The organism is Solwaraspora sp. WMMD792 (assembly GCF_029626105.1).
Taxonomy (GTDB): domain Bacteria; phylum Actinomycetota; class Actinomycetes; order Mycobacteriales; family Micromonosporaceae; genus Micromonospora_E.
In genome coordinates this window covers 1-25,674 of the sequence record NZ_JARUBH010000001.1, presented here as the reverse complement: position 1 = coordinate 25,674, position 25,674 = coordinate 1, and the positions used below count along the sequence as shown (strand labels likewise).

The window sequence follows — 25,674 nt, the reverse complement described above, 5'->3', positions numbered from 1 at the left end:
CCAGGTGACCAACTTCGGTAACAACCCGGGCGGAATGCAGATGCACGTCTACGTGCCGGACAGCCGTCCGGCGAACCCGGCGATCGTCGTGGCGATGCACGGCTGCGGCGGATCCGGGCCCGGCTTCTACTCCGGCAGCGAGTTCGCCTCACTGTCCGACCGGTACGGCTTCATCGTGATCTACCCGACCGCCACCCAGCAGGCCGGCTTCGGCAACTGCTTCGACGTCTGGTCCGAGGCGGCGAGGCGGCGGGGCGGCGGCAGCGACCCGGTGTCGATCATGTCGATGGTCCAGTACGCCCAGCAGCAGTACGGCGGCGACCCCAACCGGGTGTACGCCACCGGCAGTTCGTCCGGCGGCATGATGACCAACCACATGCTGGCCGTCTACCCGGACGTGTTCAAGGCCGGGTCGGCCTTCATGGGAGTGCCGTACAACTGTTTCGCCAACGCGGCCGACTATCCGCCGTGGAGCAGCCAGTGCACCGGTGGCAACATGAACCGGACCCCGCAGCAGTGGGGTGACGCCGTCCGTCAGGCGTACCCGGGTTACTCCGGCCCGCGGCCGCGGGCGCAGCTGTGGCACGGCACCGCCGACACCCTGGTGCCGTACTCGTTGCTGCAGGAGGCGGTCGACCAGTGGACCAACGTGTTCGGGCTCAGCCAGACACCGACCCGTACCGACACCCCGCGGTCCGGCTGGAACCGCCGCCAGTTCGCTGACAGCTCCGGCACCGTCCAGGTCGAGGCGTACAGCATCCAGGGCGCCGGCCACAGCCTGCCGAGCGGCGGCATGGCCGCCGTTGCCATCGAGTTCTTCGGGTTGACCTCGACCCCACCGCCGACCACGGCTCCGCCACCCACCACCGCACCGCCGCCGACGACGGCTCCACCGCCCACCACCGCACCGCCGCCGACGACGGCTCCGCCACCGACCACCGTGCCGCCGCCGACGACTGCGCCGCCGCCCACCGGTGCCTGCCGGGTCGCGGCCACCATCAACGCCTGGAACAACGGGCTGACCGGGAACTTCCGGATCACCAACACCGGTTCCAGCGCCGTCAACGGCTGGTCGCTGGTCTTCACCCTGCCCGGCGGGCAGACCATCACCGGGGGCTGGAACGCCACCTACTCACCGAATTCGGGGCAGGTGACGGCCCGCAACATGTCCTACAACGCCAGTATCCCGGTCAACGGCTCGGTGGACATCGGCTTCCAGGCCACCCACACCGGCAACGCCGGCGCACCGAGCTCGTTCACCCTCAACGGTGCCGCCTGCACCATCAGCTGACCAGCGGCTGAACCACCGGTCCGGACAGGCTGGAACACCGGTCCGGGCAGTCAGACAAGGATGGTCCCCGGGGCCCCGCCGATCGGCGGGGCCCCGGGGACCATGTCCTGCAGTCGTCGACGTCGTCCGCCGGGTCGGCCTACTCGTAGTGGTAGGGCCAGTAGATGTACCGGCCGCTGACCCGCTTCCTGCCGGCCAGCCGGGCGGCCAGGTGACGCAGTGTCCGCATGGCTACCTCCTCGTTCGATCGAGGTGAGTAATTCTCATGACCATCGCACACCGGTTGCGGGTACGCAACGAGACGTGATCAGAACTTTCCGTCGACAAACCGGGCCCGCAGGCCGGCCGGTGCGAGCCGGCCGGCGAACCGCAGCCGGGTCGACGCGGCGTTCGACGACTCGACCGAGCCGCGCTGGGCCAGCCGGGAGACGGTGAGGGTGAGCTGACGCATGGTCAACGCCGTACCGATACAGACCCGGGGCCCGGCGCCGAAGGGCAGGAACGCCGCTCCCGGTGCCGGCCGGCCGGCGGCCCACCGGCCGGGGTCGAACTCGTCGGGCCGCTGCCACCACCGTGGATCCCGATGGATCAGGTACGCGCCGATCAGCACCTCGTCGCCGGGCCGCAGCGTCCACGGACCCAACCCGGTGGCCGTACGGGCGGTCCGGGTCATCAGCCACGCCGGCGGATACAGCCGCAGCGCCTCGTTGACCACGGCCTCGGCCAGCGGTAGCCGGGCCGCCGGCGGCGGGTCGCCGGAACCGGCCGGCCCGCCCGCCTCCGCCCGCAGCGCGGCGACAAGCTCCGGCCGGCTGGCGAGTTCCCAGGTCAGCGAGGTCAGCGCGGCAGCCGGCACGCCGTGTCCGCCGAGCAGGACCGGGCGCAGCGTCGACACGACCGCCCGGTCCGGCAGTGCCGGCCGGGCCGCCAGCAGCACGTCCAGTAGGTCCAGGGTGGATGTACCGGCCGAGGCCGTACCGGTCGGGGCGGTCCCGGCCCGACGGCGTCGCACCACCGACAGCAGGGCGTCGGTGAACGTGCGGTGTGCGCGGAAGAACCGACGGTTGCGCCGAATCGGCAGCCAGGCCGCGAACCCGTACTTCGCGGTCTCGAACGGCGCGGTGGCGGCGACGCCCTCGGCGAGCAGCTCCGGGACCCCTGCGGAGTCGGCTCCGAAGCAGTAATCGGCGATCGTCGCGGCGGCGTACTGTCGCATCATCGCCAGCACGTCGGTTTCCCGGCCGGCGGCGGCGTCGAGGTCCGCGTCGAGGATCTCGACGGTACGCCCGTCGAAGGCGGCGCTGGCCTGTCGGTCGAGACCGGCCCACGCGGCCCGACGGGCCGGCATCCAGGCCTCGGCCCGCTCGGCGGCCCGGTCGAGGTCGGGGCGGGCGTCGAACGGGGCCAGCTCGGGCAGAAAGGCGTTGCCCGGCCGGGTGAGCACGTCGTGGGCCAGCTCCGGGTCGATCACGAACACGGTGCGGTCGTCGAAGGTGAACACGTCGCCGTACTCGCGGTGATTGCGCTCGATGAAGCCGATCCGGTCGGCCTCGTAGGCCGGGGTGTTGCCGGTGAGCCAGTGCCCGCGCGGCCCCGGTGGCCGGTCGCCCTGCTTCAGCGGTGCCATCTGCGGCTCCTAACCAGGTGCAGGACCCCGCTACCGGGATCCTGCCTTCGTTCCCGGTGTCCGACGGCTGTCTACGCCTGGTGGTAGTACCACCACTCGTACCGGCCGCTGATCCGCCTCCTGCCCACCAGCCGGGCCGCCAGGTGCCGCAACGTCCGCATGTCCACCTCCTCGATCGGATTAGGTGAATGCTTTTCTTGATCGTGTCACCTGAGGATGCCGCACACAACGCCATCGCAGCGAAACAGCTTGTTACGTCTGCTCGGATGGTGCCGGCGGGGTGCCGGAACCGACCTCGGCGAGGCCAGGCGTGGTCAGGTTGGGTGCGGTCAGGTTGGGTGCGGCCTCAGACGTCGCGTCGAAGGAAGACCGTCGCCGCCACCGTGCCGATGACCCCGATCCAGCCGAGCAGGACGATCAGCCCGGTCACCAGATCCGGCACGGCGACCGCAGCAGCGTCCGACGCTCCGGCCAGCAGCCGACCGGCCCGCTCCGGCAGGACACCGGCGACGCCGGTGAACCCGGCCAGCACCGGGCAGACCACGAACACCAGCCCGAGCGTCACGGCCAACCCTGGTAGGACTCCGCGCAGCACGACCGCGACGGCGTGGCCGAGCAGCCCGACCAGGACCAGATAGCCGACCGCGCCGACCGACACCTGCACAGCGGCCCAGCCGACCGGCCGCACGGTGGCACCGGCGATCCAACCGGTCGTCAGGCCGGCACCCAGCGCCGCTGCGGCGGTGAGCGCAGCGACGACCAGGTACGCCGCCGCCCGACCGGCGAGCACCGTCCGCCGGTCCGGGCAGGCGACCAGGGCGGTCCGCAGCAGGCCGCCGGCGTACTCGGCCGCGCCGCCGAGGACCCCGATGATGATCGGGCCCGCCTGCAGGAAGGGAACCGCCCGGCAGGCCAGGGCCACGGCGTCGACACCCGCCGGCCCGCCTTCGCCGGTCGACCGGGCCGTGGCGACCGTCACGGCGACGACGGCGACCGCCGCGCCGACCGTACCGCCGAGGGTGGCGACGACACCCGGCAGTGTCCGCAGCTTGACCAGCTCGGCCGCGACGACGTCGCCGAGACCGCCGGTCACACGTCGCGCCGATGGAGTACCCCGGCGGCGACGGCGAGCAGCCCGAACGTCCAGCCGGCCATCACCAGCCCGCCGGCCAGTGGGGCGAGCGCGTCGCCGAAAGCGACGTGTTCGCGGGCGAACAGCCGGATGCCGGCGAGATCCGGCAGGTAGCGGGCCAGCGGGGTGACGTACGACAGCAGCAGTGACAGCGACACCAGCGAGTTGTTGACGATGAGCACGGTCATCGGCACGATCCCGTTGCGGGTCACGACGGTGACCGCCAGTGCGGTGAGCGCGGTCAGCGCCCAGTAGACGGCCGCGCCGACCGCCCGGACCACGGTGTCCGCCGTCGCGGTGGCGCTGGCGACGGTGGCGGCACCGGCGTTGGCGCCCGCCCCGCCGACGACAGCATGGGCCAGGGCCAGCGACGCGGGCACCGCCACCCCGGCCGTCACGGCGACCAGCCCCACCGCGACCAAAGCCTTCGCCGCCAGCACCGGCAGCCGCCGGGGCGCGGCGGTCAGCGTCGTGGTGATCTGCCGGCCACCGCCGCTGTCGCTGCTGTTGGCGGTGTACTCGCTGCCGACCACGACGACGCCGATGACGACCGCGCCGACGGTGCCGAGCGGCACAGCGGCGAAGAACGCCTCCGGCGCGGACGTGTACGCGACCAGTTCGGGACGGCCGGACGCCAATGCGCCGCGTACCGTGACCGAGTTGACCAGGGTGATCGCGACCGATCCGATGACCGCGACGGCCATCGCGACGGCGGTCGCCGGCAGGGTGACGGCCTTGCGCCATTCGGCGGCGACCGTGTCGAACGCCGTCACCGGGCGCCGGGCCGCGCGTCGCTGCCGGTGAGGGCGAAGAACGCCGCCTCGGCAGTGCCGTGTCCGGCGACGACCTCGGCCAGCGGGCCGGCCGCGACGGTCCGGCCGTCGGCGACGACCACCAGGTCGTCGGCGATGCCGGCGAGTTCGCCGATCAGGTGACTGGACAACAACACCGTCCCGCCGGCGTCGGCGTGGGCCCGCAACAGCCGCCGGACCCACCGGACGCCGTCCGGGTCGAGTCCGTTGACCGGTTCGTCCAGCACCAGCGCCGCCGGCTCACCGAGCAGCGCGGCGGCGAGCCCGAGTCGGCGACCCATCCCGAGGGAGAACCGGCCCGCCCGCTGCCGGGCGGCCTCGGCCAGCCCGACCTGGTCGAGGACCTCGTCGACCCGGCGTCGGGGGATCCCGTTGCTGCGCGCCAACCAGGTCAGATGGCTGCGGGCGGTACGGGACCGGTGCGCGCCGGAGCCGTCGAGCATCGCACCGACCGTGTGCAGCGGCCGGCGCAGCTCTCGGTACGGCCGTCCGGCGACCAGGGCCCGGCCGGCGTCGGCGCGGTCCAGACCGAGCAGGATCCGCAGGACGGAAGACTTCCCGGCCCCGTTGGGGCCGACGAATCCGGTCACCCGACCGGGCACCGCCTCGAAGCTGACGCCCCGCAGCACCTGTCGGGCACCTCGCCGTTTGACGACGTCGTCGATGAGCAGCATGCCTGCCATCCCACCGCCGATCCGTCGCCGTGTCGTCGGGCCGGGGACGGGACCTGCGGACCGGTCCTGCGACCGTGGTCGTGCGACCACGGTCCGATTGTCGGCCCGACCCGGCGGACCTAGACTCGGGCCGGTGGACAGCAGTGGGCGTCCGACCTGGCGTTCCCGGGTGTGGCTGGTCGCCGCCGCGCTGGCCGCCGTCCTTGTCACGCTGGCCCTCGTGACCGGTGCCGAAGGGCCGGCGGCGCTGGTCGTTCCGGCCCTCGCGATCGTCTCGGCGTTCGTCGTGCTGGCCTGGGCCTTGGTCCGCAGCCGCCGGCAGCGCCGCCGCTACGAGGAGCAGCTGACCGCCTGGGCCGCCGAGCGGGCCGGTCAGACCGAACGCTTGCGGATCGCCCGTGACCTGCACGACCTCGTCTCACACGGGCTGGGCCTGGTCACGGTGCGGGCGGCGGCCGCCAACCGGGTGGCCGGCGTGGGCGGTGACGCGGAACGTGCCGCCGCACTCGCCGACATCGAGCGGGTGGCCCGCGAGACGACCACCGAACTGCGACGGCTGCTCACCGTCCTGCGTACCTCGGGTGACGGGCCGGCACCGGTGCTGCCGGCGGCGTCGCTGGGCGACCTGCCGGGGATCGTCGGCGCGGCCCGGGACAGCGGGCTGCCCGCCGCGCTCGACCTGGCGGAGCTGGGCACGGTCTCGTCCGGGGTGCAGCTGGCGGTGTGTGCGGTGGTCCGGGAGGGACTCCACAACACCGCCCGGCACGCCGGGCCGACCGACGTCCGGGTCAGGGTGCACCGCGACGGGGACGCGGTGGTCGCCAGCGTCCGTGACGGCGGACCCGTTGCCGGATGGTGCCCGCAGCCCGGCGCCGGCCACGGGCTGACCGGGCTACGCGAGCGGGTGGACGCCCTCGGCGGGTCGCTGCACGCCGGTCCGGTCGGTCCCGGGTTCCACCTGGTGGCGCGGCTACCCGAGCCTGGGGCGGCGGGGTGACGTCGCGACCGGCGCGCCGACCCGTGCGGGTCCTGGTCGCCGACGATCAACCGTTGCTGCGGCACAGCCTCGCCATCGTGATCGACAGCGTCGACGACCTGGTGGTGGTCGGTTCGGCCGCCACCGGCGCGGACGCGGTGACCCTCGCACGGCTGCTGCGTCCGGATGTCGTCCTGATGGACATCCGGATGCCCGGCGGGGACGGCATCGCCGCCACCCGCGCGATCACCGGCGACGGCACGCTGCGCGACGTGCGGGTGGTGGTGCTCACCATGTTCGAACTCGACGAGTACGTGTACGGAGCGTTGCGTGCCGGCGCGAGCGGATTCCTGCTCAAGGACACCCACCCGGACCGGCTACTCGACGCCGTCCGGCGGATCCACGCGGGGGAGTCGTTGTTCGCTCCCAGCGTCCTGGCCCGGATCGTGGCGCACTACGTGGACCGTGCCGACCGGCGCGCCGGGCGTCGGGCGCCCACCCTCGACGGGCTCACCGACCGGGAGAAACAGGTGCTGGTCCAGGTCGCCGAGGGCTTGTCCAATGACGACATCGCGCAGGTACTGACCATTTCGGTGAAGACCGTCAAGACCCACATCGGCAACCTGCTGGCCAAGCTGTCCGCCCGGGACCGGGCACAGCTGGTGATCGCGGCGTACGAAAGCGGCCTGGTCCACCCGCGACCCGCCGGCCGGCGGTCCTCCTGAACAAGCTGTCCGGCGGTCCTTCTGAATATGCTGGACGGCGCCAGTCGGTCGATGGGCGGGCAGTGGCCACCCGAACGACGGCGCAACCTTGACCGGTCACCGGACCGGCCTGCGGTCCGTACCCTGCGAACCTGACGATTCTGCTGGTATGACGAGGAGGGTCGGATGGATTCGGCGATGTCACGCGACGTCGACCGGCGGCGGTGCGGGACCGGCTGCGGCCGGCGGCCGGGGTGGGCGGTGATCAGCCAACCCCGGCCGTCCGGACCGGACGTGCTCAGTGGTGGTGCAGCGGTCGGGTGACCGCGGCGAAGGCGTCGACGATGCCGTGGCCGTAGAAGCCGTTGAAGCTGGTGCCGCCGTCGCAGTAGGCGTCCCATTCGGGGGACCGGCCCTCGTTGGCGTAGGACACCAGGCGCGGCTCGGGGCAGGCCGTGTCGGCGGCGGTCCGGTACAGGTGCCGTTCCACCTTGTCCGGGTCCAGGGTCAGCCCGCCCCGGCGGCCGTCGCGCTTGCCGTACCGGCTGACGATCAGCGCGGCCACCCCGGAGACGTGCGGCGACGCCATCGAGGTGCCCTGCAGGTACGTGTAGTAGCCGCAGGTCCCGGCCGACGTGCACTCCTTGAACACGTACGACTCGGCGTCCGGCACGATGTTGCCGTCAGCGTCGACCGCGCCCTCCTCCTGCAGTACGTGCAGCGGGTACGACGACAGGATGGTGTTGTCGTAGGTCCGGTGGGTCGGGGTGCCGTACCCGTCGCGGAACCAGCCGCCGGGCGCGGCGACCGAGATCTCCTCGGTGCCGTAGTTGGAGTAGTCCGCCTTGGCCTTCGACGGGCCGAGCGCCGACACCCCGATCACGTGTGCGCCTTCGACCGGCAGGTCCCAGCAGGTGTCGTTGTCGATGGTGCGCAGCCGGGGGGTGCCGCCGTAGTTGGGGCTGGACGAGTCCGGGCGGGGGTCGCCCAGGTCCTCGTGGTTGTTGCCGAGCGAGCCGACCAGCGTGACGCCCCGCTTGTGCGCGTACCGCAGCGCCCGGTTGACCGCCTCGATGGTGGCCCGCTGCGACGCCTGCTCCTCGGCGGAGTCGGCCGGGTTGTCCAGGCAGTTGTACAGCCACGGGTCGATGTAGAACGACATGTTGACCACGTCGATGCCGGCGTCACCGGCGTAGACCAGGGCGTTGACCACCGAGTCGAGGAAGAAGTAGCCGGAGTCCTGGCCACCCTTGAGCGCCACCAGGGTGACGTTGGGGGCGACGCCGGACAGGCCGAAGCGGTTGGCGGCGGCGCCGATGGTGCCGGCGACGTGGGTGCCGTGGCCGCTGTCGTCGCGGTCGACCGGGTCCAGGCAGGACTCCACCTCGCACGTCCCGTCGATGTCGGGGATGTCGGGGGCGAAGTTGCGCGACAGCGAGTAGCTGAAGTTGGGCCTGATGTCCGGGTGCTGACCGTCGACCCCGGTGTCCAGGATGCCGACGGTGACCCGCCGGTCGCCCGGCTCGACCCGGCGTGACTTGTCCGCCCGCATCATCGGCAGGCCCCAGAGCTTGTCGTCGAGCGGGTCCATCCGGGTGCCGCGTCGCCCGGCCGCCCCGGCGGATGTCGCGCCGGCGATGCGGTGCTCCTGCTCCACCGTGTCGAAGCGCTGGCGTGGCGCGTACCCGATGGCCCGCTTCTCCGCGGCGCCGAGCAGCGCGGGAGCGGCGGCGACCTTGGCGGCGAACTCGGCGTCGTCAGTGACGACCTGGTACATGCCCACGTCGACGGTGCTGCCGGTGACGGTGCCGCCGGCGGCCTCGATGGCCGCTGTCGCCTCGGCGGTGCCGGTGCCGGCCTCGGCGACCACCGTGTACTCGGTGACGTCGCCCGAGGCGCCGGGGGCGGCGGCGGCCGGTCCGGCCGGTACGGCGCCCAGCAGGGCCAGGGTCGTCGCGGTAGCGACGGCACCGGCGGTGAAGCGTCTGCTCACCACATCATCCCTTCGTAGAATGTGCACGGACGAACCGTGATCGGCGCCGCCGGGGGCGGCGACGCTTGAGGTAATCTACCGCCGGTTCCGCCGTCACACGATCCACTGCGGTTGCAATTCGCCCGCTCCGTGCAGCGGGTGGCGGCGGCAGACTGGCCGGTTCAGTGCGTCTTGCCGAGTCGCCAGTAGCCGGTGAACGCGATCCTGCGTTTCGGGACCCCGATTTCGACCAGGTGGCGGCGGGCCCCGGCAGGCAGGGCCTGCTCGCCGGCGAAGTAGGCGGACACCGTGGTCGGACTGTCGGTCGTCCAGGCCTGCGCCGCGGCGAGCGCGAGGCTGCCCGGCCGGGTCCCGGCCGGCCGGGGCAGCCAGCGGACCTCGAACCCGGCGGGTGCGTCGACCGGCTGGGCGTCGGCGGGGTCGGGGATCTCGACCAGGGCCAGGCCGGTGGCGTCGCGCGGCAGGTCCCGCAGGATGCCGACGATCGCCGGCAGCGCGGTCTCGTCGCCGGCCAGCAGGTGGAACGTGGTGTCGGGGGCGAACTCGTATCCGCAGCCCTGGTCGAGCAGAGCGACGGTGTCACCGGCCTTGGTGCGTTGCACCCAGCGGCTGGCGACCCCCTCGTCGCCGTGCACGACGAAATCGATGTCGAGTTCGCGGTCCTGTGGCCGGAACGCGCGGACTGTGTAGTTGCGCAGGTGTGGGCGGGTCGCCGACGGGATCCGCAGGTACTTCAGGTAGCCGATGGTGTCGGCCCGGTTGGGCAGGTCGAAGGTGGTCTCGCCGTGTTCCTGCGGCAGGAAGAGCCGGAACCAGTGGTCGAATCCGTGGTCGGGCAGGCGCTGCAACTGGTCGCCGCCGAGGGTGACCCGGATGAAGTTCGGGCTGATCCGTTCGGTGCCGACGACGTTCACCACACACAGCGTGGTGTGCTTCTTGGCATCCTTGAAGCTCATGGTTCTCCTTGTCGCACGGGGGCGCGCCCGGCCGAGCGGCGGAGGCCGGTGCGGCTGCGTGGTCACGGGACTCCCGGGAGGTCAAGTCAGGTTTGCCTAACCTTAATTGGTCGTCCGGGTGTCCGGAAGGTCGACCCGCAGCGGATCGTCGCGGCACCGCTTCCGACGGCAACGGAGCGCGGGCCGCCCACCCACCGGGTGGACGGCCCGCAGCGCGCCGAAGCGCGTCCGGTCACTGGGTGAGCTCGGCGACCTCCTCGGCGGTCAACCGACCCCGCGACGGCGTCGCCGCCGCGGACCGGGCGGCGGCGGTGGACGCGGTCGGCGACGGGTCGACCGCCGGTGGGTCGGCCGGCCGCCGCCAGTGCCAGTCGGTGACCGCCTGGTACGCGGCGGCCACCGACAGCAGACGGTCCTCGGCGTACGGTTGCCCGCCGAGGATGGTGCCGATCGGTACCCCGCCGCCGGAGAAGCCGATCGGGAACGCGATCTCCGGCAGCCCGACGATGTCGAACGGCACCGGGCTGGTCTGCACCACCACATCGCAGCTACTGAAGATCTGGTCCAGAATCCGGTCCAGCAGCAGCAGCTTGGCGCGCTGGCCGGTGACCCACCCGTTGGCGCCCAGCAACGCGCCCTGCAGCCAACTGGTCACCGACACCCCGAAGCCACGCAGGTCACTGCGCAGGTACGGCATGAACGGCTCGCTGCGCTCCGGCAGCCGTACGTTGTTGAACGCGCTGCCGGTGAGCAGGCTCCACTCGTCCGGGAACGGCACCTCGACCAGCTCGCACTCCGGTATGGCGGCCATCTCGGCGAGGAACGCCCGGCGGGCCGCCGCCGTCTCCGAGCCGCCGTCGGCATAGCCGGGCAGCACCCCGATCCGGGTCTTCCAGCGCATCCGCAGGCTGTCGCCGTCGTAGCGGGGCGTCGCCGCGTTGATCAGGTTCGGCACCGGCGGCAGGCCCTGGCTGCGCGGGTCGGCCGGGTCCGGCCCGGCCATCGCCATCAGCATGATCGCCGCGTCCTTGGCGTCGCGGGCGAGCGGGCCGGGATGGTCGCGGGTGTAGGTGAGCGGGACGATCCCGGCCAGCGACACCCGGCCCATCGTCGGTTTTATGCCGGTGAGGTTCTGGGCGTTGGACGGCGAGGTGATCGAGCCGCCGGTCTGAGTGCCGATCCCCGAGCTGGCCAGCCGGCCGGCGACGGCGGTGGCGGTGCCGGTCGACGATCCGCCCGGGTTGGTCGACGGGTTCGTCGGCGTCCAGGCGTTGACGGTGGTGACCTGACCGTTGGGCAGGGTCGCCCGGGTGGTGGCCAGCGGACCCATCTGGGTCTTGCAGCAGCGCCTGGCCGTCGGTGCTCGCCGACGCCTTCATCCGGGCGTACTGGGCGACCGCCATCCCTTCGAGTTCTTCGCGTTCGGAGACGTAGGAGACCTCTCGGGGACCGGTCCGCTGGCCGGTCATGATGCCCAGATAGACCAGCGTCATCAGCGGGCGGCGGCGCTGGCTGCTCCGCCAGACCTGCATGACCTCCTCGTTCTGCCGGAAGATGCGTTCCTGTACCCCGCGCAGCGCCTCCTGGCCCGGGTCGTGGTTGAACACGTACGCCAGGTTGTCGCTGTAACCGACGCACTCGCCGTCGATCAGCCGCAGCGAGATCTCGCCCTGCCCCGGGTGCGGCAGGCAGCCCGGACCCCACCGCCCGCCGGCCCAGAACAGTCCACCGGCGAGCAGGGCCAGGACCACGGCGGCGGCGACGGTTCGCCGGGCCCACCACGGTGGCGCCGGCGGTGCGAGGTCGGCGGCGGTCGGGTGCCCGTAGCGGTCGTCGGGGTCGGCGGTCGCCGCCAGCGGCAGGATCCATGCGTCGGCGCGGCGTAGCCGCCGCTGCTCCGGCAGGGCGTCGCGCCACTCGTCGAGGCCGATGTCCACCTCGGTCAGCCGGATCGGGGTCGCAGCGTCCGGTACCGGGGCGTAGCCTTCGGCCGCGGTGGCCAGGATCAGCAGGGGGTCCCACCGGCCGGTCTCGTTGCGGACATCGTTGACCAGCCGCAGCAGGGCGTGTCCGGCGTTGTCCGGTGCGACGTCGCGCAGCAGCAGCACCGGATAGGCGGTGCGCTGCCAGCCGTTCGGTGACCAGACGCGGCGCAGATGTCCGGCGCGCAGGTCCTCCAGGAAGGCGTGCACGAGCAGTTTGCGCACCTGCTCGGGCTGTTCCCCGGTACGCAGGTCGGTGGTGAGTCGTTCGGCGAAGCCGATGAAGGTGCCGCTCTGTCGTGGCGCGAGGTACTGCTGGCGCATGAACCAGCGGTACCGGCCGCCGATCACCGGTAGGCGTCCGGACAACGCGGCCCGGAAGACCACGTCCGGGACCGCCCGCAGGACCAGCCAGAGCAGCAGCCGGTACGCGGTGGCGAACATGGTCTCGGCGTCCGAGGCGCCGCTCAGGTTCTCGGCGGCCGGCCGGCGGCGCCAGTCGCGGAGCATCTGGGTGAGCCGGGCCCGGCGTTCGGTGACCTCGACGTCGGCCAACCGCTGGTCCATCAGCCAGCGGGCCAGCGGATAGTGGCGGAAGGTGAACGGCTCACCGCCGAACGCGTCGAGGGCGAGCTGGTGGTGCATCGCGTCGAGCAGCGGGCGGATTCCTGCTCCGTCGGGGAACTCGGTGGCGTCGACGTCGACATGCGGCACTCGGCGGTGGGCCGGCCGGCGGAGCCGGCGCAGCAGCCCGGCGTGCACCTCGGACCCGGCAGCGCCAACGGCCACGACGACCGGCAGATCGTGCTCGCCGCGCCGGGGCCGGCGCAGCAGCCGGCCGACGAGGGTCAGCAGTTCGGCCACGCCCCGGGAGGCGAGCCGGTCACGTGCCCGGTTCGCACCGGCCTCCATGGTCACCTCGGCACTCCGATCCTGCGGTCGAGCGGACGGTCCATCCAGTGTCGGTCAGGGCTGCCACCTGCTGGCTTGCGGACCGGACGATTAGGGCAGAATGCCCGGCGGTTTGACGGGAATCCGTCAGGTCCGTCGGCAAGGTAGGGACGATGATCCACTGTCCCGAGCCGCGCCGGTAGGAAGATGAATGCGGATAAGACCGGCGTGGATGATTAAAGTGGATCTTCGACTGTCCCGGGCGGACATCATCCGGAAACCTTCGTCAGTACTATCACTGACATGTCACGTCGAGAACGGCTCGCGGACCCCACGGCCGCCCAGGAGTTGGGCGGGGCTGCGGACGGGGTGCAGCCGGGGACGCAGGATCCCGAGTCGGTAATGGACTCCGCCGCCGCGCCACCGCGTCGCCGTCGCCGCGGGCTGCGGATCGCTCTGACGGTGCTCGTGGTCCTGACGCTGCTCGGTGGCGGTGGACTGCTCGCCGGTGGGTTCTACCTGCGGTCGATCGAGTCCGGGATCGAGCGGGTGGAGGCGTTCGTGGACGTGCCGGAGGAGTTCCGGCCGGAAAAGGTGACCACCGCCACGAACATCCTCATCCTCGGCAGCGATACCCGGGACCCGCAGAGCACGTCGGGCTCCCGCAGTGACACGATCATCCTGGCGCACATCGCGGCCGACCGGCAGAGCGCCCAGCTGATCTCCATTCCCCGGGACACCTGGGTCTTCGTGCCGGAAAACCAGGAAGGAACATACGGCGGACGGGAAGCGAAGATCAACGCCGCGTATGCCTGGGGTGGTATCCCGCTGATGGTGCAGACCGTCGAGGAGTTCACCGGAGTACGGGTGGACAACGTCGCCCTGGTGGACTTCGCCGGATTCCGGGAGATCGTCGACGCGCTCGGCGGGGTCGAGATCGACGTCGAGGAGGCGTTCACCTCCAACCATTCCCTCAACCCTGACAACCGACGGTCGTTCGCCGCCGGCCCGCAGACGATGGACGGCGCGGCGGCCCTCGACTACGCCCGCGAGCGGTACGCCTTCGCCGATGGCGACTTCGCCCGGATCCGCCACCAGCAGCAGGTCATCAAGGCCATCCTGGAGAAGGCGGCCTCCGGTGGGGTGCTGTCCAGCCCGGCCACGCTGAACTCGTTCATCCGGGCCACGGCCGACGCGGTGGCGGTCGACGAGACGTTGTCCCTGCTCGACTTCGGCATGGACCTGCGACACCTGCGCGGCGACGACCTCACCTTCGTCACCAGCCCGACCGAGGGCACCGGGCGGGTCGGTGACGAGAGCGTGGTGTTCGCCGACACCGAGGCGGCCGCTTCCTTCTATGACGCGGTCCGTCGCGACGCGGTCGACGAGATCCTCGCCGCTGCGCGGTGACCTCCGGCACCGACCACCAGCCCCGCTCCATCGAACCGGGAAGGCATGGCCAAGTCGTGGAAGCCCCGTTGCTGCCGCTGGTGCCCCGGCCACGGCCGGACGAGGGGCCGGATCCGTCGACTGGCGCCACCGCCGTCCTGCCGTACGCCGGTTCGCGGGCATCGAGCCGCACCCGGCCGCTACGGGCCTGGATGATCGCCGCCCCGGTGGACCTCGCCGCGTTGCTCGCTCCGCTGCTGATCTCGAACCGTTACTGGCGGGGCACCCTGTTCATGGCGGCGTTGACCATCGCCGTCTTCGCGTTCAGCGGGCTCTACCGGGCCAGACGCCATGTCAGCTTCCTCGACGAACTGCCGACCCTGTGTGGACGCCTGCTCACCGCGTCCGGCACCGTCGCGATCATCGCCGGGCTGCGGCACGACTCGGTGGAGTACGTGGCCGACCTGATGCGGGGGATCGCCGTTTCGGCCGTACTGCTGATCATCGGACGCTCGATCACCCGGGCGGTGGTGGTCTTCGCCCGTCGCCGCCGCTGGGTCGAACACAACGCCCTGATCCTGGGCAGCGGTCCGGTCGCGGCCGAGCTGGCCCGGCTGATGCGCCGCTACCCCAGCTACGGCCTGCGGTTCGCCGGCTGCGTGGACTCAGCCGCCCGGCAGACCGACGGCGCGTCGTTGCCGCTGGTCGGGACGTTCGACGACCTCGGCCGGCTGATCGACATGGTCGAGTGCGACGTGCTCATCATCGCCGATCCGGACTGCCCCGAAGCCGGGCTGATGGATCTGCTGCGCCGACCCGAGTGCGCCAGCCAGGACCTCTGGGCGGTGGCCAGACTGTGGGGGTCGGGATCGTACGGGCGGCAACCCGACCACATCGGCGCGATCCCGCTGGTCCACGTGCGGCACATCGCCCTGTCCGGTCCGCGCTGGATGGTGAAGCGGGCCTCCGACGTGGCACTCGCCTCGGTGGCAATGGTCCTGCTCAGCCCGGTGCTCGCCCTGTGCGCACTGGCGACCTTCATCGACGGCGGCCGGGGGATCTTCTTCCGGCAGGAGCGCATCGGCCAGCACGGCCGGACGTTCAACGTGATCAAGTTCCGGTCGCTGCGCCCCGAGACCGACCAGGAGGCCCGGACCACCTGGTCGATCGCCGACGACCGCCGGGTCAGCCTGATCGGAAGGTTCATGCGACGTACGTCGCTCGACGAGCTGCCACAGCTGTGGAACATCCTGCGCGGCGACATGACCGTGGTCGGTCCCCGTCCGGAACGTCCGTACTTCGTGGCGAAGTTCTCCGCCGAGCTGCCCGGCTACGCCTCGCGCCACCGGGTCCCGGTGGGACTCACCGGGCTGGCTCAGGTCAGCGGCCTGCGGGGGGACACGCCGATCTCCGACCGGGCCCGGTTCGACAACTTCTACATCGAGCACTGGTCGCTGTGGCTGGACATCAAGGTGGTGCTGCGTACCGTCGCCGAGGTGCTCCGTGGCCGCGGGCGCTGATCCAGCCGACCGGCACACCGACGCAGATGAGGGGAGCTCGCGGAGTTGACGACACCACTTGCCGGCCGCTCGGTCGCACTCGTCCATGAGTGGTTCGGCGACACCGGCGGGTCGGAGCAGGTGTTCCGGCGGATCGCCGACCTCGTCCCGCACGCCCAACGGTTCGTGCTGTGGTCCGACCCCGGGGTGACCGACCAGGGCCTGCGGGAATCCTGGCTTGCCCGGACACCGCTGCGCCGCAGCAAGACCCTCGCCCTGCCGCTGATGCCGCTGGTGTGGCGGACCCTCAGCCGGGAGCACTTCGACGTGGTCCTGTCGTCCAGCCACGCCTTCGCGCACACCGTACGGCTTGGTGCGCCGGGGCGGACCCGGCATCTGAGCTACGTCCACTCGCCGGCTCGGTACGTGTGGAGTCCCGACTACGACGGCCGCGGCTCCGGCCGGCTGCTCGCCCTGCCCCGGCGGGCCCTGCAGGCGGTGGACGTGCGGCTCAGTCGGCACGTGGCCAGCTACGCCGCGAACTCCCGTGAGGTGCGGGACAGGATCCGGCGGTTCTGGCACCGCGACGCGGTGGTCATCCATCCGCCGGTCGACGTCGACTACTTCGCCACCGCCCAGCCGGACGACCCCGTCGCGCAACGCGACTATTTGCTCGGGGTGGGGCGCTGGATACCGTACAAGAACTTCGATCTGATCATCTCGATCGCCGCGGCCGCCCGGATGCCGGTGGTCGTCGCCGGCTCCGGGCCCCAGGAGGCCAACCTGCGCCGGCACGCCGACCGGGTCGGCGCCGAGGTGACCTTCGAGGTACGTCCGGACCGGGCCCGGCTGCGGCAGCTCTACCGGGGGGCCCGAGCACTGCTCTTCCCGGTGCACGAGGACTTCGGCATCATCCCGGTCGAGGCCCAGGCCTGCGGTACGCCGGTCCTCGGGCTGCGCCGTGGCGGGCTGCTGGAGACCGTCGTCGACGGTGCGACCGGACACCTCGTCGACTCGACCCGGGCCGACGACTACGTTCCGCTGCTGCGCCGGCTCGACCAGCTCGACGCCGCCGGTATCCAGGCACACGCCAAGTCGTTCGCCGCGGCCGAGTTCGCCGCGAAGCTCGCCGACTGGATCGAAGCCGAGTGTCGGTGACGGCACCGCCGCCAGCCGACTACAGCAGCAGCGAACTGCGGAGATAGTTCGCGATCATGCGCAGCGGGCTGGCCCCGTCGGCCGGGCCGGTCAGTCGCAGCACCAGCTGCCGGTCGATCGACCCGTCCTGCCCGCCGCGCCAGTAGGCGACCATCACCAGACCGTGCCGCCGCTCACCGTCGACCTCCAGCGTGCTGACTTCGGCGTACGCGGTAGCGATGCCTGCCTGCAACCACTGCTGACTCCACGCCTCCTCGGCCTGGCGCATCCTCGCCTGCCGGTCCGGGGTGCACCGCTGTGGACAGGGCCGGACCACGACCTCGCCACCGACCTCCTGCTGCTGCTCGCTGAACGTGCCGCTGCACCGCAGGCGGCGGGTCTGCGGGGCCCGGTCGTCCGGGACGGGGGAGCAGTCCCAGCTCCACGGCACCTTGAGGATCAGACCCACGTCGGCCAGGTCGGTGTAGGTGCGGACCGTGTCCTCCGGGGTGAACCGGGGCCAGTCGGCCCGCCAGGAGCTCTCCGCCGGTGGCTCCAACCCGGGCTGGTCCGGGGTGGCCAGCGGCGGGGTGCCATCCTGCGGAGGGCCGCCCGGCGGGGTGTCGCTCGGCGGGGTGTCGACCGCCCGGCCCGGCGACGCGTTCGCTGCGGACCGTGGTGGGTTCTCGGTGGACCGGTCCGGCCACCAGGTGACGGCGGCACCGGCCAGCAGGACCGCCACGACCGCCGCCCCGGCCAGCAGCGGGCCCGGAACGCGTCGGCGCGGTGGTTCGGCCGGGGCGAACCGGGGCACCGGAGGGTACGCCGGCTGGTGGGCCAGGGCCGCTGGTCGCTCGGCTGCCGGGCCGACCGCGCCCTGCGGTCCGGCCGGTTGGTACTCCTGGCCGAGGGCGAGGAAGATCCGCTCCGCCCCTTCACCGTGCCCGGCACCACAGGCGACCCAGGGGACCCGGGCGGTGAAGTTCGCGTATCGGAAGGCCGGCGCTCCCGCCGCCGGGTCGGCCAGCGCCTCGGCGGCCGAGGAGAACGCCTCCCGCCACCGTTCGTCGGCGGCCACATCGGCGTCGAGGATCGCCACGGTGATCTGCTCGCCGTGGGGTTCCACAGCCGACCAGACGCTGCCCGCCGGACACGATCCCAGCATTTCGACGAGCCGGTACGGATCTACCGGTTGCATTCGGCCTCCCGCCCCTGTGTCCTGCTGGGGATCATAGCGACCGAGGGTGACCGTACCACGACTCTAGGTTGGCGACACGGCTCGGGAGCCCCGCGGAGCTGTCCGCACGGCCGACCGGTCAGGCGGCGGTGTCGCGCACCCATGCCTCGGCGTGTGGCCCGGCGCCGACGATCCGGAGCAACTGGACCGACTGGGCCGGATCATCCACCGTGACGAAGTAGGAGTTGCCCCGCCGCACGTGCTGGTGCACAGCCAGGCCGAGCGCGTCACCCGCCTGGGTCAGCGCGGTCAACGCAGCCGGATCCGGCACCCGGACCCGGACCTGGCTGCGGCGGCGGGAGCCGTTGGCGACCAGCAGCGCCGCCCGCCACATCGTCCGGGCGGCCGGCGTGCGCAGACCCGGCCGGGCGTGCGGCCCGACCTGCTCAGCTGCCGTCTGCCACAGCCGCGCGAGCCAGCCGAGCACCTCGTCGGCCCGACCGCTGGGGACGAGTACGTCGAACCGGTCCCGGTCGTCGCGTCCGCTCATCCGGGCGGTGGTGGCGATCCGTACCCCGGGGAACTCGCCGTCGACCACGGTGGCCACCCGGTGGGCGAGCGCCGGGTAGGCGGTGCTGACCAGACTGACCAGCCCGGAGCGCCGCTGCCAGGGCACCGGCCGCAGCAGATGGGTCACGGTGGCGGTCTCCACTCTGGGCAGCCGGTCGGCCGGAACCGCTGCGGCGACCGCGTCGAGCAGCCTGCGGTGCGGGATGGCGCCCCACCGGCCGGCGGTCGCTCCGCCGCATCGGCGGGGTTGGGCGTCAACCGACACGGTCGACCTCCTCGTCCTCGACGAGGGACCGGTACGCGGGCTTGATGACGTCGTCGATGACCGCCAGCCGCTCGTCAAACGGGATGAACGCACTCTTCATCGCGTTCACCGTCAACCACCGCAACTCCGACCACCCCCACCCGAACGCCTCCACCAACAACCACATCTCCCGCGACATCGACGTCCCACTCATCAACCGGTTGTCCGTGTTCACCGTCACCCGGAACCGCAGATCACGCAACAACCCCACCGGATGCTCACCGATCGAACCCACCGCACCCGTCTGCACATTCGACGACGGACACAACTCCAACGGAATCCGCTTGTCCCGCACATACGACGCCAACCGCCCCAACCGCACCCCACCCCCACCCACCTCAATATCATCCACAATCCGCACCCCATGCCCCAACCGATCCGCACCACACCACTGAATCGCCTGCCAAATCGACGGCAACCCGAACGCCTCACCCGCATGAATCGTGAAATGAAAATTCTCCCGCTGCAAAAACTCGAACGCGTCCAAATGCCGCGTCGGCGGAAAACCCGCCTCCGCACCCGCGATATCGAACCCCACCACCCCCACATCCCGGTACCGCACCGCCAACTCCGCGATCTCCTGCGACCGCGCCGCATGCCGCATCGCCGTCAACAACGTCCCCACCCGGATCACCCGACCCGCCTCCGCCGCCTCCGCACACCCCGCCGCGAACCCCGCCAACACCGCCTCCACCACCTGACCCAACCCCAACCCCCGCGACAGATGCTGCTCCGGCGCGAACCGCACCTCCGCGTACACCACCCCGTCCGCCGCCAGATCCACCGCACACTCCGCCGCCACCCGGAACAACCCCGCCTCCGTCTGCATCACCGCCACCGTGTGCGCAAACGTCTCCAGATACCGCTCCAACGACCCCGAATCCGCCGCCGACACGAACCACCGACCCAACTCCGACGGATCCGTCACCGGCAACACATGACCCACCTCGTCCGCCAACTCCACCACCGTCGCCGGCCGCAACCCACCATCCAGATGGTCATGCAGCAGCACCTTCGGCGCCCGAACGATCTCCGCCAACGAAACAGCCACCATACGAATCTATTCTTCCTTCAGTCGTTACTCGCCGATGTCGTTACTCGCCGCCGGCCCGACCGCGCTGCAGTCGGTCCCACACCCGGTCCCGGGTGAACGGCAGATCGGTGAAGCGGACTCCGGTCGCGTCCCGCAGCGCGTTCGCCAGCGCGGCGGCCACCGGATTGAACGGGCTCTCGCTCATCGACTTCGCGCCCGCCGGCCCGAGCGGATCGCTGGTTTGGGCGAACAGCACCTCGGTGAGCGGCACGTCGGCATAGGTCGGCAGGTGGTAGCTGCGGAAGTCGTCGGTGGTCACCCGACCCTGGTCGTCGATGTCCACATGTTCGGTGAGGGCGGCACCGAGAGCCTGCGCCACCCCACCTTCCACCTGCCCCCGGCACTGCATCGGGTTGAGCACCGTGCCGGCGTCCGCGCTGTGCACGCTGCGCAGGATTCGGATCTCCCCGCTGTCCGGGTCGACCGCTACCCGGAACCAGTGCGCGTCGAAGGCCACCGAGCGGTGCGCTCCGTCGGCGTGCCCCTCGGCGGTGAGCGGCCGGCCGGCCGTCGACGCGGCCCGGGCCAGGTCGACCAGATCGATCCGCCGGCCGGCGCACCGCACCGTTGTCGCGTCCACCCGGCACTCCCGCGGGTCGACGCCGGTCGCCCGCGCGGCGGCGTCGACCAGCACGTCCCGCAGTGCGAGCGCGGCGCGCTGAGCGGCGGTGCCGGCCACCACGGTGCCGGTCGAGGCGAACGCACCGGTGTCGTGACCGACCAGCGCGGTGTCCGACTGCCGGATCCGTATCCGGTCCACGGTGGTGGCCAGCGCGTCGGCGACCAACTGCCGGTGCACGGTGGTCGACCCGTTGCCGAACTCGGCCATCCCGATGTCCAACTGGTAGCCGCCGTCGGTGTCGAGGGTGACCCGGGCCCGGCCGTGGTGACCGCCCGGTGGTCCGGTGGCGATCATCGCCACCGCCATGCCGTCGCCAACCAGCCAGCCGGCTCCGGCGTCCGCATGCCGGTGCTCGTCCCGAGCCCGCTGAATCAGCTCCAGGCACTGGTCCAGGCCGTAGCTGTGCACCCGTACGGTGTCGTCGTGCCCGACCGGGGTGACCAGCGGATCCTGCGGGCCGATCACGTTGCGGGCGCGGAACGCGATCGGATCGAACCCGAGCCGGCGGGCCAGCTCGTCCACGGCGGACTCCACCGCGAACGACACCTGCCCCAGCCCGTAGCCGCGGAACGCGCCGGCCGGCACCGTGTTGGTGTAGACCGACCAACCGTCGACCTGCTTGTTCGCACACCGGTAGAGGGCCACCGATTCGCTGCAGCCGTGTGCCAGCACCGCCGGGCCGTGGTTGCCGTACGCGCCGGTGTCCGCGACGACATGCAGCCGGATCGCGGTCAGCGTCCCGTCGCGGCGCCCCGCCACCGTCACCCGGGTCCGGAACGGATGCCGGGTGGTCGCCGCGGTGAACTGTTCGGCCCTGGTGAACTCCAGTTTCACCGGTCGTCCGGTGCGCAGCGCGGCCAGCGCCGTCACGTCCTCGACGAGCATCTCCTGCTTGCCGCCGAATCCGCCGCCGACCCGGCCGGCGACCACCCGGACCTTCTCGACCGGCAGGCCGAACAGCCGGGCCAGCGCCCGCCGGGTCAGGTACGGCGTCTGGGTGCTGGACCGTACGGTCAGCCCGCCGTCCGGCTCCGGCCAGGCCACCGCTCCGTGCGTCTCCAGGTGGGCGTGCTGCACCCGTTGGGTACGGAACGTCGCGGTGAAGACCTCGTCGGCGTCGGCCAGCGCCCGGTCGACGTCGCCGATCTCACCGTGCACCTCACCGGCCACGTTGTCCACTGGCCGGGCGATGCCGCTGACCGCCGGATCCAGGTCGTGCAGGACGGGCGCGCCCGGGAGCATCGCCGCCGCCGGGTCGAACACCGCCGGCAGCGGCTGGTAGCTGACCCGGACCAGGTTGGCGGCCGTCTCGGCGGCCGCCTCGGTCTCGGCGACCACCGCCGCCACCCGCTGTCCGACGAAGCGGACCACGTCGTCAAGGAGCCGGGTGTCTGCCGGGTCCTCGCGCGGGTTCTCATGCTGGGCCGTCGAGTACCGCAGGTCGGGGCAGTCGCGGTGGGTGAGTACCGCCAGAACCCCGGGTACCCGCATCGCGTCGTCGGTGTCGACGTCGACGATCCGGGCGTGCGGCACCGTCGAGCGGACCAGCTTCAGGTGGGTCAGCCCGGGAACATCGACGTCGAAGGTGAATCGGGCGGTGCCGGTGACGATCTGCCGGGCCGCCGGGGCGGCCGCGTTGCCGCCGACCGCCGGGCAGCCAGGGCCGCCGCCGGTGGTGCCGTCGGCGGTGCCGGTCACGTGCCGTACCCCGTCGAGCGCGTCGCGGATCGCCCGGTAGCCGGTGCACCGGCACAGGTTGCCCTTCAGCGCGCGCGGCAGGTCAGCGTGCTGGTCGCCGTCGAGCGCGGCCACCGTCATCACCAGCCCGGCGGTGCAGAATCCGCACTGGAATCCCTGCGCGTCGAGAAACCGCTGCTGCACCGGGTGCAGCGTGTCGCCGTCGGCCAGTCCTTCGACCGTGGTCACCGACCGGCCCTCGGCCCGTACCGCCGGGAAGACACAGCTGTGTACCGGGACTCCGTCGACGTGTACCGTGCACGCCCCGCAGTCCCCGGCGTCACAGCCCTTCTTCACGCCGTACCAGCCCTGGTCGCGTAGGAACGTGCGCAGGCACTGGCCGGCGGCCGGTTCCCCGGCGGCGGCGGTGCCGTTCACCACGACGTTCACCGGCCGTCCTCGCCGTCGGTGCCGGCCGCGGCCAGTTCGGCCCGGATTTGTTCGGCCATCCGCAGCGTGCGGTGCCGCCGCCAGCGCGGCAGGCCGTGCACGTCGTCGACCCAGCCGGCGGCGGCGCATCCGGCGTCGACCCGGTCCAGCAGTTCGGGCCCGGTCGGTGCGGCCGGCAGCGACAGCACCACCGGGTGGCGGGTGGCCGCGGTCACCGACATCGTCCACCCGCCAGTGTCCTGGTCGACCGAGCCGATGACCAGCGCCGCCGACCGGCCGTGCCGGAACAGCGACGCCCGGCGCATCGCGTACCGGGCCCGAGCGGCGGCTGCCGGCAGCCGGACGCTGCGCAGGTACTCGCCGGCGTCGAGCACCGTCGCACCGACGTCGCGGATGAATCCGTCGGCGGGCACCCGGCGCTGCCCGCCGGCCAGGTCGGTGAGCAGGTACTCGGCCCGGGTCGCCACCGCCAGTGACGTCATCGGACCGGCCGGCAGCGCCGCGCAGATGTTGCCGCCGACGGTCGCCACGTTCCAGATCTTGCGGGAGGCGAGGAACGCGTCGCAGCAGCCGGCGACCAGCTCCGTCACCCGATTCCAGCCGGGCGGCGGGGCGAACCGGGCCAGTTCGGCGACGGTGCAGGTAGCGGCGATCTCCAGCCCGTCGTAATCGATCCGGATCGACGGCCAGCGCAGCCGGGTCAGGTCACGCAGCCGGCGCACCCCGGGCTGAGGTTGCGAGAACAGGTAGCTGCCGCCGGCGAGCCAGCGGTCGCCGGGGCGCCAGGCGTCGGCGTCGGCGGCGATCACGTCGGAGACGGTATGCAGATCCACGGTCCGCATCGTCCGCCGCCGCCGTCGGCCCGGACAATGACGGCGGAACACAATCCCGACCCGCCGATCAGCCGGGTGGTTGGACGAACCTACAAGGCGCACCCGGGCGCCTTGACCGGGTGATCAGCCGCTGCCCATCGTTGACGGGTGCTTGCCGGAATCGTCCTCGCCGCCGGCGCCGGCCACCGCTACGGTCGGCCCAAGGCGCTGGTCCGTCTCAACGGGACCCTGTTGGTGACCCGGGCCGTCGAGACGCTGCGCTCGGCCGGCTGCCGGCCGGTGATCGTGGTGCTCGGCGCGGCGGCCGACGCGGTGTGTACGAGTGCCGACCTGGCCGGTGCCGTGCCGGCGGTCAACCCGGACTGGGCCACCGGGATGGGCTCGTCGTTGCGGGTCGGCCTGGCGGCGGTGGGCATCAGCCCGGCGGACGCCGCAGCCGTCCTGCTGGTCGACATGCCGGGGATCGGTCCAGCGGCGGTCCGCCGGGTGGCGGCCGGCGCCGATCGGCGGACGCTGGCCGCGGCCAGCTACGTCGACGGGCGGCCGGGGCATCCCGTGGTACTGGGTCGGGCACACTGGACGGCGGTGGCGGCGTCGGCGACCGGTGACACCGGCGCCCGCGACTACCTGCGGGCCCACCCCGACCAGCTGCGTCTGGTGCCGTGCGACGACGTGGCCGACCCGACCGACCTGGACCGGCCCGGCGACCTGGCCCGGTTCCCGGAGCCCGACCGGCTCGCCGACCTCGACCGGCTCATCGAGGGCGGCGGGTCCGGCGGTGCATCGGCCCGGACGGTGGCGACCGGATGATCGGGCCGGTCCTCGACGAGGCGATGCGCTGGTGGTACGCCGGTGAGCAGGTGGCCGTCGCGACGGTGACCGCCACCTCCGGTAGCGCACCCCGGCCACCGGGCACCAGCATGCTCGTCGCCCCGGACGGTACGGTCACCGGAAGCGTCTCGGCCGGCTGCGTCGAGGCCGCCATCTACCAGCTGTGCCGTACCGTGCTGGACACCGGTGAGGGGCGGCTGGCGCGCTTCGGTGACACCGGCGACGAGCTGTTCGACCCCGGTCTCACCTGCGGCGGCACCATCGAGGTGTACGTGCAGCGGGTGGACCGCGACAGCGTGCCGCAGCTCGACCGGCTGCATGCGGCGACCCGGGCCGCCCGCCCGGTCGCGGTCGTCACCTGCCTCACCGGGCCGCCAGCCAGCCGGGGCCGTTGGCTGCTGGTCGACGCCGACGGTCAGTGGGGTTCGCTCGGCGGTCCGACGCTGGACGCGGCGGCGGTCCGGGCCGCGCGGGCGGCCCTGGAGACCGGGCGGACCACGCTCGCCCAGCCCGCCGCCGGCACCACCCTGCTGGTCCTCGGCATCCTGCCACCGCCCCGGATGATCATCTGCGGGGCGACCGAATTCACCGCCGCGCTCGCCCGGCAGGGCCGGTTCCTCGGCTACCGGGTGACGGTCTGCGACGCCCGGGCGGTCTTCACCACCCGGCAGCGGTTTCCGGACGCCGACGACGTGGTCGTCGACTGGCCGCACCGCTACCTGAGCGCCGAGGCCGCCGCCGGTCGGGTCGACCCGCGTACGGTGCTCTGCGTACTCACCCACGACCCGAAGTTCGACGTACCGCTGCTGCGGACCGCACTCGACCTGCCGCTGGCCTACATCGGGGCGATGGGGTCCCGGCGCAGCGCCGCCGACCGGGCGGCCCGGCTGCGTGCCGTCGGGGTGCCGCCGGCCGCGTTGACCCGGCTGTCCGCGCCGATCGGGCTGGATCTGGGGGCGGTGACCCCGGAGGAGACCGCGGTCAGCATCGCCGCCGAGATCGTCGCGGCCGGCAGCGGCCGCGACGGCGGACGGCTGACCGGCGGCCGGGGCTC

Annotated in this window: 23 protein-coding genes; 11 read left to right on the top strand and 12 right to left on the bottom strand. The window is 72.3% G+C overall.

What is annotated here, in order from left to right; translation table 11 throughout:
* On the top strand, positions 1-1,291 hold a 1,291-nt coding region (locus O7629_RS00115), incomplete at its 5' end, for a PHB depolymerase family esterase (RefSeq protein WP_278166960.1).
* Between the two features lie 307 nt (positions 1,292-1,598).
* Here O7629_RS00115 and O7629_RS00110 read toward each other — a convergent pair.
* The 4 genes from O7629_RS00110 to O7629_RS00095 all read right to left on the bottom strand — a co-directional run bounded on the left by O7629_RS00110 (position 1,599) and on the right by O7629_RS00095 (position 5,536).
* Complete coding sequence (locus tag O7629_RS00110; protein WP_278166959.1) at positions 1,599-2,918, bottom strand: cytochrome P450; 1,320 nt, start codon at positions 2,916-2,918, stop codon at positions 1,599-1,601.
* Between the two features lie 346 nt (positions 2,919-3,264).
* Positions 3,265-4,011 carry a hypothetical protein gene (locus O7629_RS00105; RefSeq protein WP_278166957.1) on the bottom strand — a complete coding sequence of 249 codons (747 nt, stop codon included), beginning with the start codon at positions 4,009-4,011 and terminating at the stop codon, positions 3,265-3,267.
* Positions 4,008-4,823, bottom strand: coding sequence for a hypothetical protein (locus O7629_RS00100; RefSeq protein WP_278166955.1), 816 nt, complete (start codon positions 4,821-4,823; stop codon positions 4,008-4,010). The genes O7629_RS00105 and O7629_RS00100 overlap by 4 nt, the downstream gene beginning before the upstream one ends.
* Positions 4,820-5,536: an ATP-binding cassette domain-containing protein gene (locus O7629_RS00095; RefSeq protein WP_278166953.1), complete on the bottom strand. Its 717-nt coding sequence runs from the start codon at positions 5,534-5,536 to the stop codon at positions 4,820-4,822. The genes O7629_RS00100 and O7629_RS00095 overlap by 4 nt, the downstream gene beginning before the upstream one ends.
* Before the next feature lie 133 nt (positions 5,537-5,669).
* On the opposite strand from O7629_RS00095, the gene O7629_RS00090 reads away from it, so the two are divergent.
* Both O7629_RS00090 and O7629_RS00085 read left to right on the top strand, forming a co-directional pair.
* Entirely contained in the window at positions 5,670-6,533 is an 864-nt protein-coding gene (locus O7629_RS00090; protein WP_278166951.1) for a histidine kinase, read from the top strand.
* Entirely contained in the window at positions 6,530-7,237 is a 708-nt protein-coding gene (locus O7629_RS00085) for a response regulator transcription factor (RefSeq protein ID WP_278166949.1), read from the top strand. The genes O7629_RS00090 and O7629_RS00085 overlap by 4 nt, the downstream gene beginning before the upstream one ends.
* A 277-nt stretch (positions 7,238-7,514) precedes the next feature.
* On the opposite strand, the gene O7629_RS00080 is transcribed toward O7629_RS00085, so the two are convergent.
* The 3 genes from O7629_RS00080 to O7629_RS00070 all read right to left on the bottom strand — a co-directional run bounded on the left by O7629_RS00080 (position 7,515) and on the right by O7629_RS00070 (position 11,495).
* On the bottom strand, positions 7,515-9,209 hold the full coding sequence (locus tag O7629_RS00080) for a S8 family serine peptidase (RefSeq protein ID WP_278166947.1): 1,695 nt from the start codon (positions 9,207-9,209) through the stop codon (positions 7,515-7,517).
* A 161-nt stretch (positions 9,210-9,370) separates the two neighbouring features.
* Positions 9,371-10,165 (bottom strand): siderophore-interacting protein, encoded by a 795-nt coding sequence (locus tag O7629_RS00075; protein ID WP_278166945.1) that lies wholly within the window; start codon positions 10,163-10,165, stop codon positions 9,371-9,373.
* Positions 10,166-10,397: 232 nt separating this feature from the next.
* Positions 10,398-11,495 carry an amidase gene (locus O7629_RS00070; RefSeq protein ID WP_278166943.1) on the bottom strand — a complete coding sequence of 366 codons (1,098 nt, stop codon included), beginning with the start codon at positions 11,493-11,495 and terminating at the stop codon, positions 10,398-10,400.
* Between the two features lie 826 nt (positions 11,496-12,321).
* Between O7629_RS00070 and O7629_RS00065 the strand changes: the two genes are divergently transcribed.
* The 6 genes from O7629_RS00065 (at position 12,322) to O7629_RS00040 (ending at position 17,084) form a co-directional block, all read left to right on the top strand.
* Entirely contained in the window at positions 12,322-12,504 is a 183-nt protein-coding gene (locus O7629_RS00065) for a hypothetical protein (RefSeq protein WP_278166941.1), read from the top strand.
* Positions 12,470-12,736 (top strand): hypothetical protein, encoded by a 267-nt coding sequence (locus tag O7629_RS00060; protein WP_278166940.1) that lies wholly within the window; start codon positions 12,470-12,472, stop codon positions 12,734-12,736. Before O7629_RS00065 ends, O7629_RS00060 begins: the two co-directional genes overlap by 35 nt.
* Positions 12,736-13,206, top strand: coding sequence for a hypothetical protein (locus O7629_RS00055; protein ID WP_278166939.1), 471 nt, complete (start codon positions 12,736-12,738; stop codon positions 13,204-13,206). The genes O7629_RS00060 and O7629_RS00055 overlap by 1 nt, the downstream gene beginning before the upstream one ends.
* A gap of 135 nt (positions 13,207-13,341) precedes the next feature.
* Positions 13,342-14,448, top strand: coding sequence for an LCP family protein (locus tag O7629_RS00050; protein ID WP_278166937.1), 1,107 nt, complete (start codon positions 13,342-13,344; stop codon positions 14,446-14,448).
* Positions 14,449-14,504: 56 nt separating this feature from the next.
* A complete protein-coding gene (locus O7629_RS00045) occupies positions 14,505-15,947 on the top strand; it encodes a sugar transferase (protein WP_278166935.1) in 1,443 nt (480 codons plus the stop codon).
* Between the two features lie 45 nt (positions 15,948-15,992).
* Positions 15,993-17,084, top strand: coding sequence for a glycosyltransferase (locus O7629_RS00040; protein ID WP_278166933.1), 1,092 nt, complete (start codon positions 15,993-15,995; stop codon positions 17,082-17,084).
* A 19-nt stretch (positions 17,085-17,103) separates the two neighbouring features.
* Here the strand turns inward: O7629_RS00040 and O7629_RS00035 are convergent, their stop codons facing one another.
* From O7629_RS00035 to O7629_RS00015, 5 genes are all read right to left on the bottom strand, one after another.
* Positions 17,104-18,189 carry a hypothetical protein gene (locus O7629_RS00035; RefSeq protein WP_278166932.1) on the bottom strand — a complete coding sequence of 362 codons (1,086 nt, stop codon included), beginning with the start codon at positions 18,187-18,189 and terminating at the stop codon, positions 17,104-17,106.
* 190 nt (positions 18,190-18,379) lie between these two features.
* Positions 18,380-19,075, bottom strand: a complete 696-nt coding sequence (locus O7629_RS00030; protein ID WP_123601747.1) for a hypothetical protein — start codon at positions 19,073-19,075, stop codon at positions 18,380-18,382.
* Positions 19,065-20,168 (bottom strand): adenosine deaminase, encoded by a 1,104-nt coding sequence (locus O7629_RS00025; RefSeq protein WP_278166931.1) that lies wholly within the window; start codon positions 20,166-20,168, stop codon positions 19,065-19,067. The genes O7629_RS00030 and O7629_RS00025 overlap by 11 nt, the downstream gene beginning before the upstream one ends.
* Positions 20,169-20,208: 40 nt before the next feature.
* Positions 20,209-22,956, bottom strand: a complete 2,748-nt coding sequence (locus tag O7629_RS00020) for a molybdopterin cofactor-binding domain-containing protein (protein WP_278166930.1) — start codon at positions 22,954-22,956, stop codon at positions 20,209-20,211.
* Entirely contained in the window at positions 22,953-23,789 is an 837-nt protein-coding gene (locus tag O7629_RS00015) for an FAD binding domain-containing protein (protein WP_278166929.1), read from the bottom strand. Before O7629_RS00015 ends, O7629_RS00020 begins: the two co-directional genes overlap by 4 nt.
* A 147-nt stretch (positions 23,790-23,936) precedes the next feature.
* On the opposite strand from O7629_RS00015, the gene O7629_RS00010 reads away from it, so the two are divergent.
* Both O7629_RS00010 and O7629_RS00005 read left to right on the top strand, forming a co-directional pair.
* Positions 23,937-24,599, top strand: coding sequence for a nucleotidyltransferase family protein (locus O7629_RS00010; RefSeq protein ID WP_347403652.1), 663 nt, complete (start codon positions 23,937-23,939; stop codon positions 24,597-24,599).
* Positions 24,596-25,674: XdhC/CoxI family protein (locus O7629_RS00005; RefSeq protein WP_278166927.1), on the top strand; the 1,079-nt coding region annotated here is incomplete at its 3' end. The genes O7629_RS00010 and O7629_RS00005, both read left to right, overlap by 4 nt.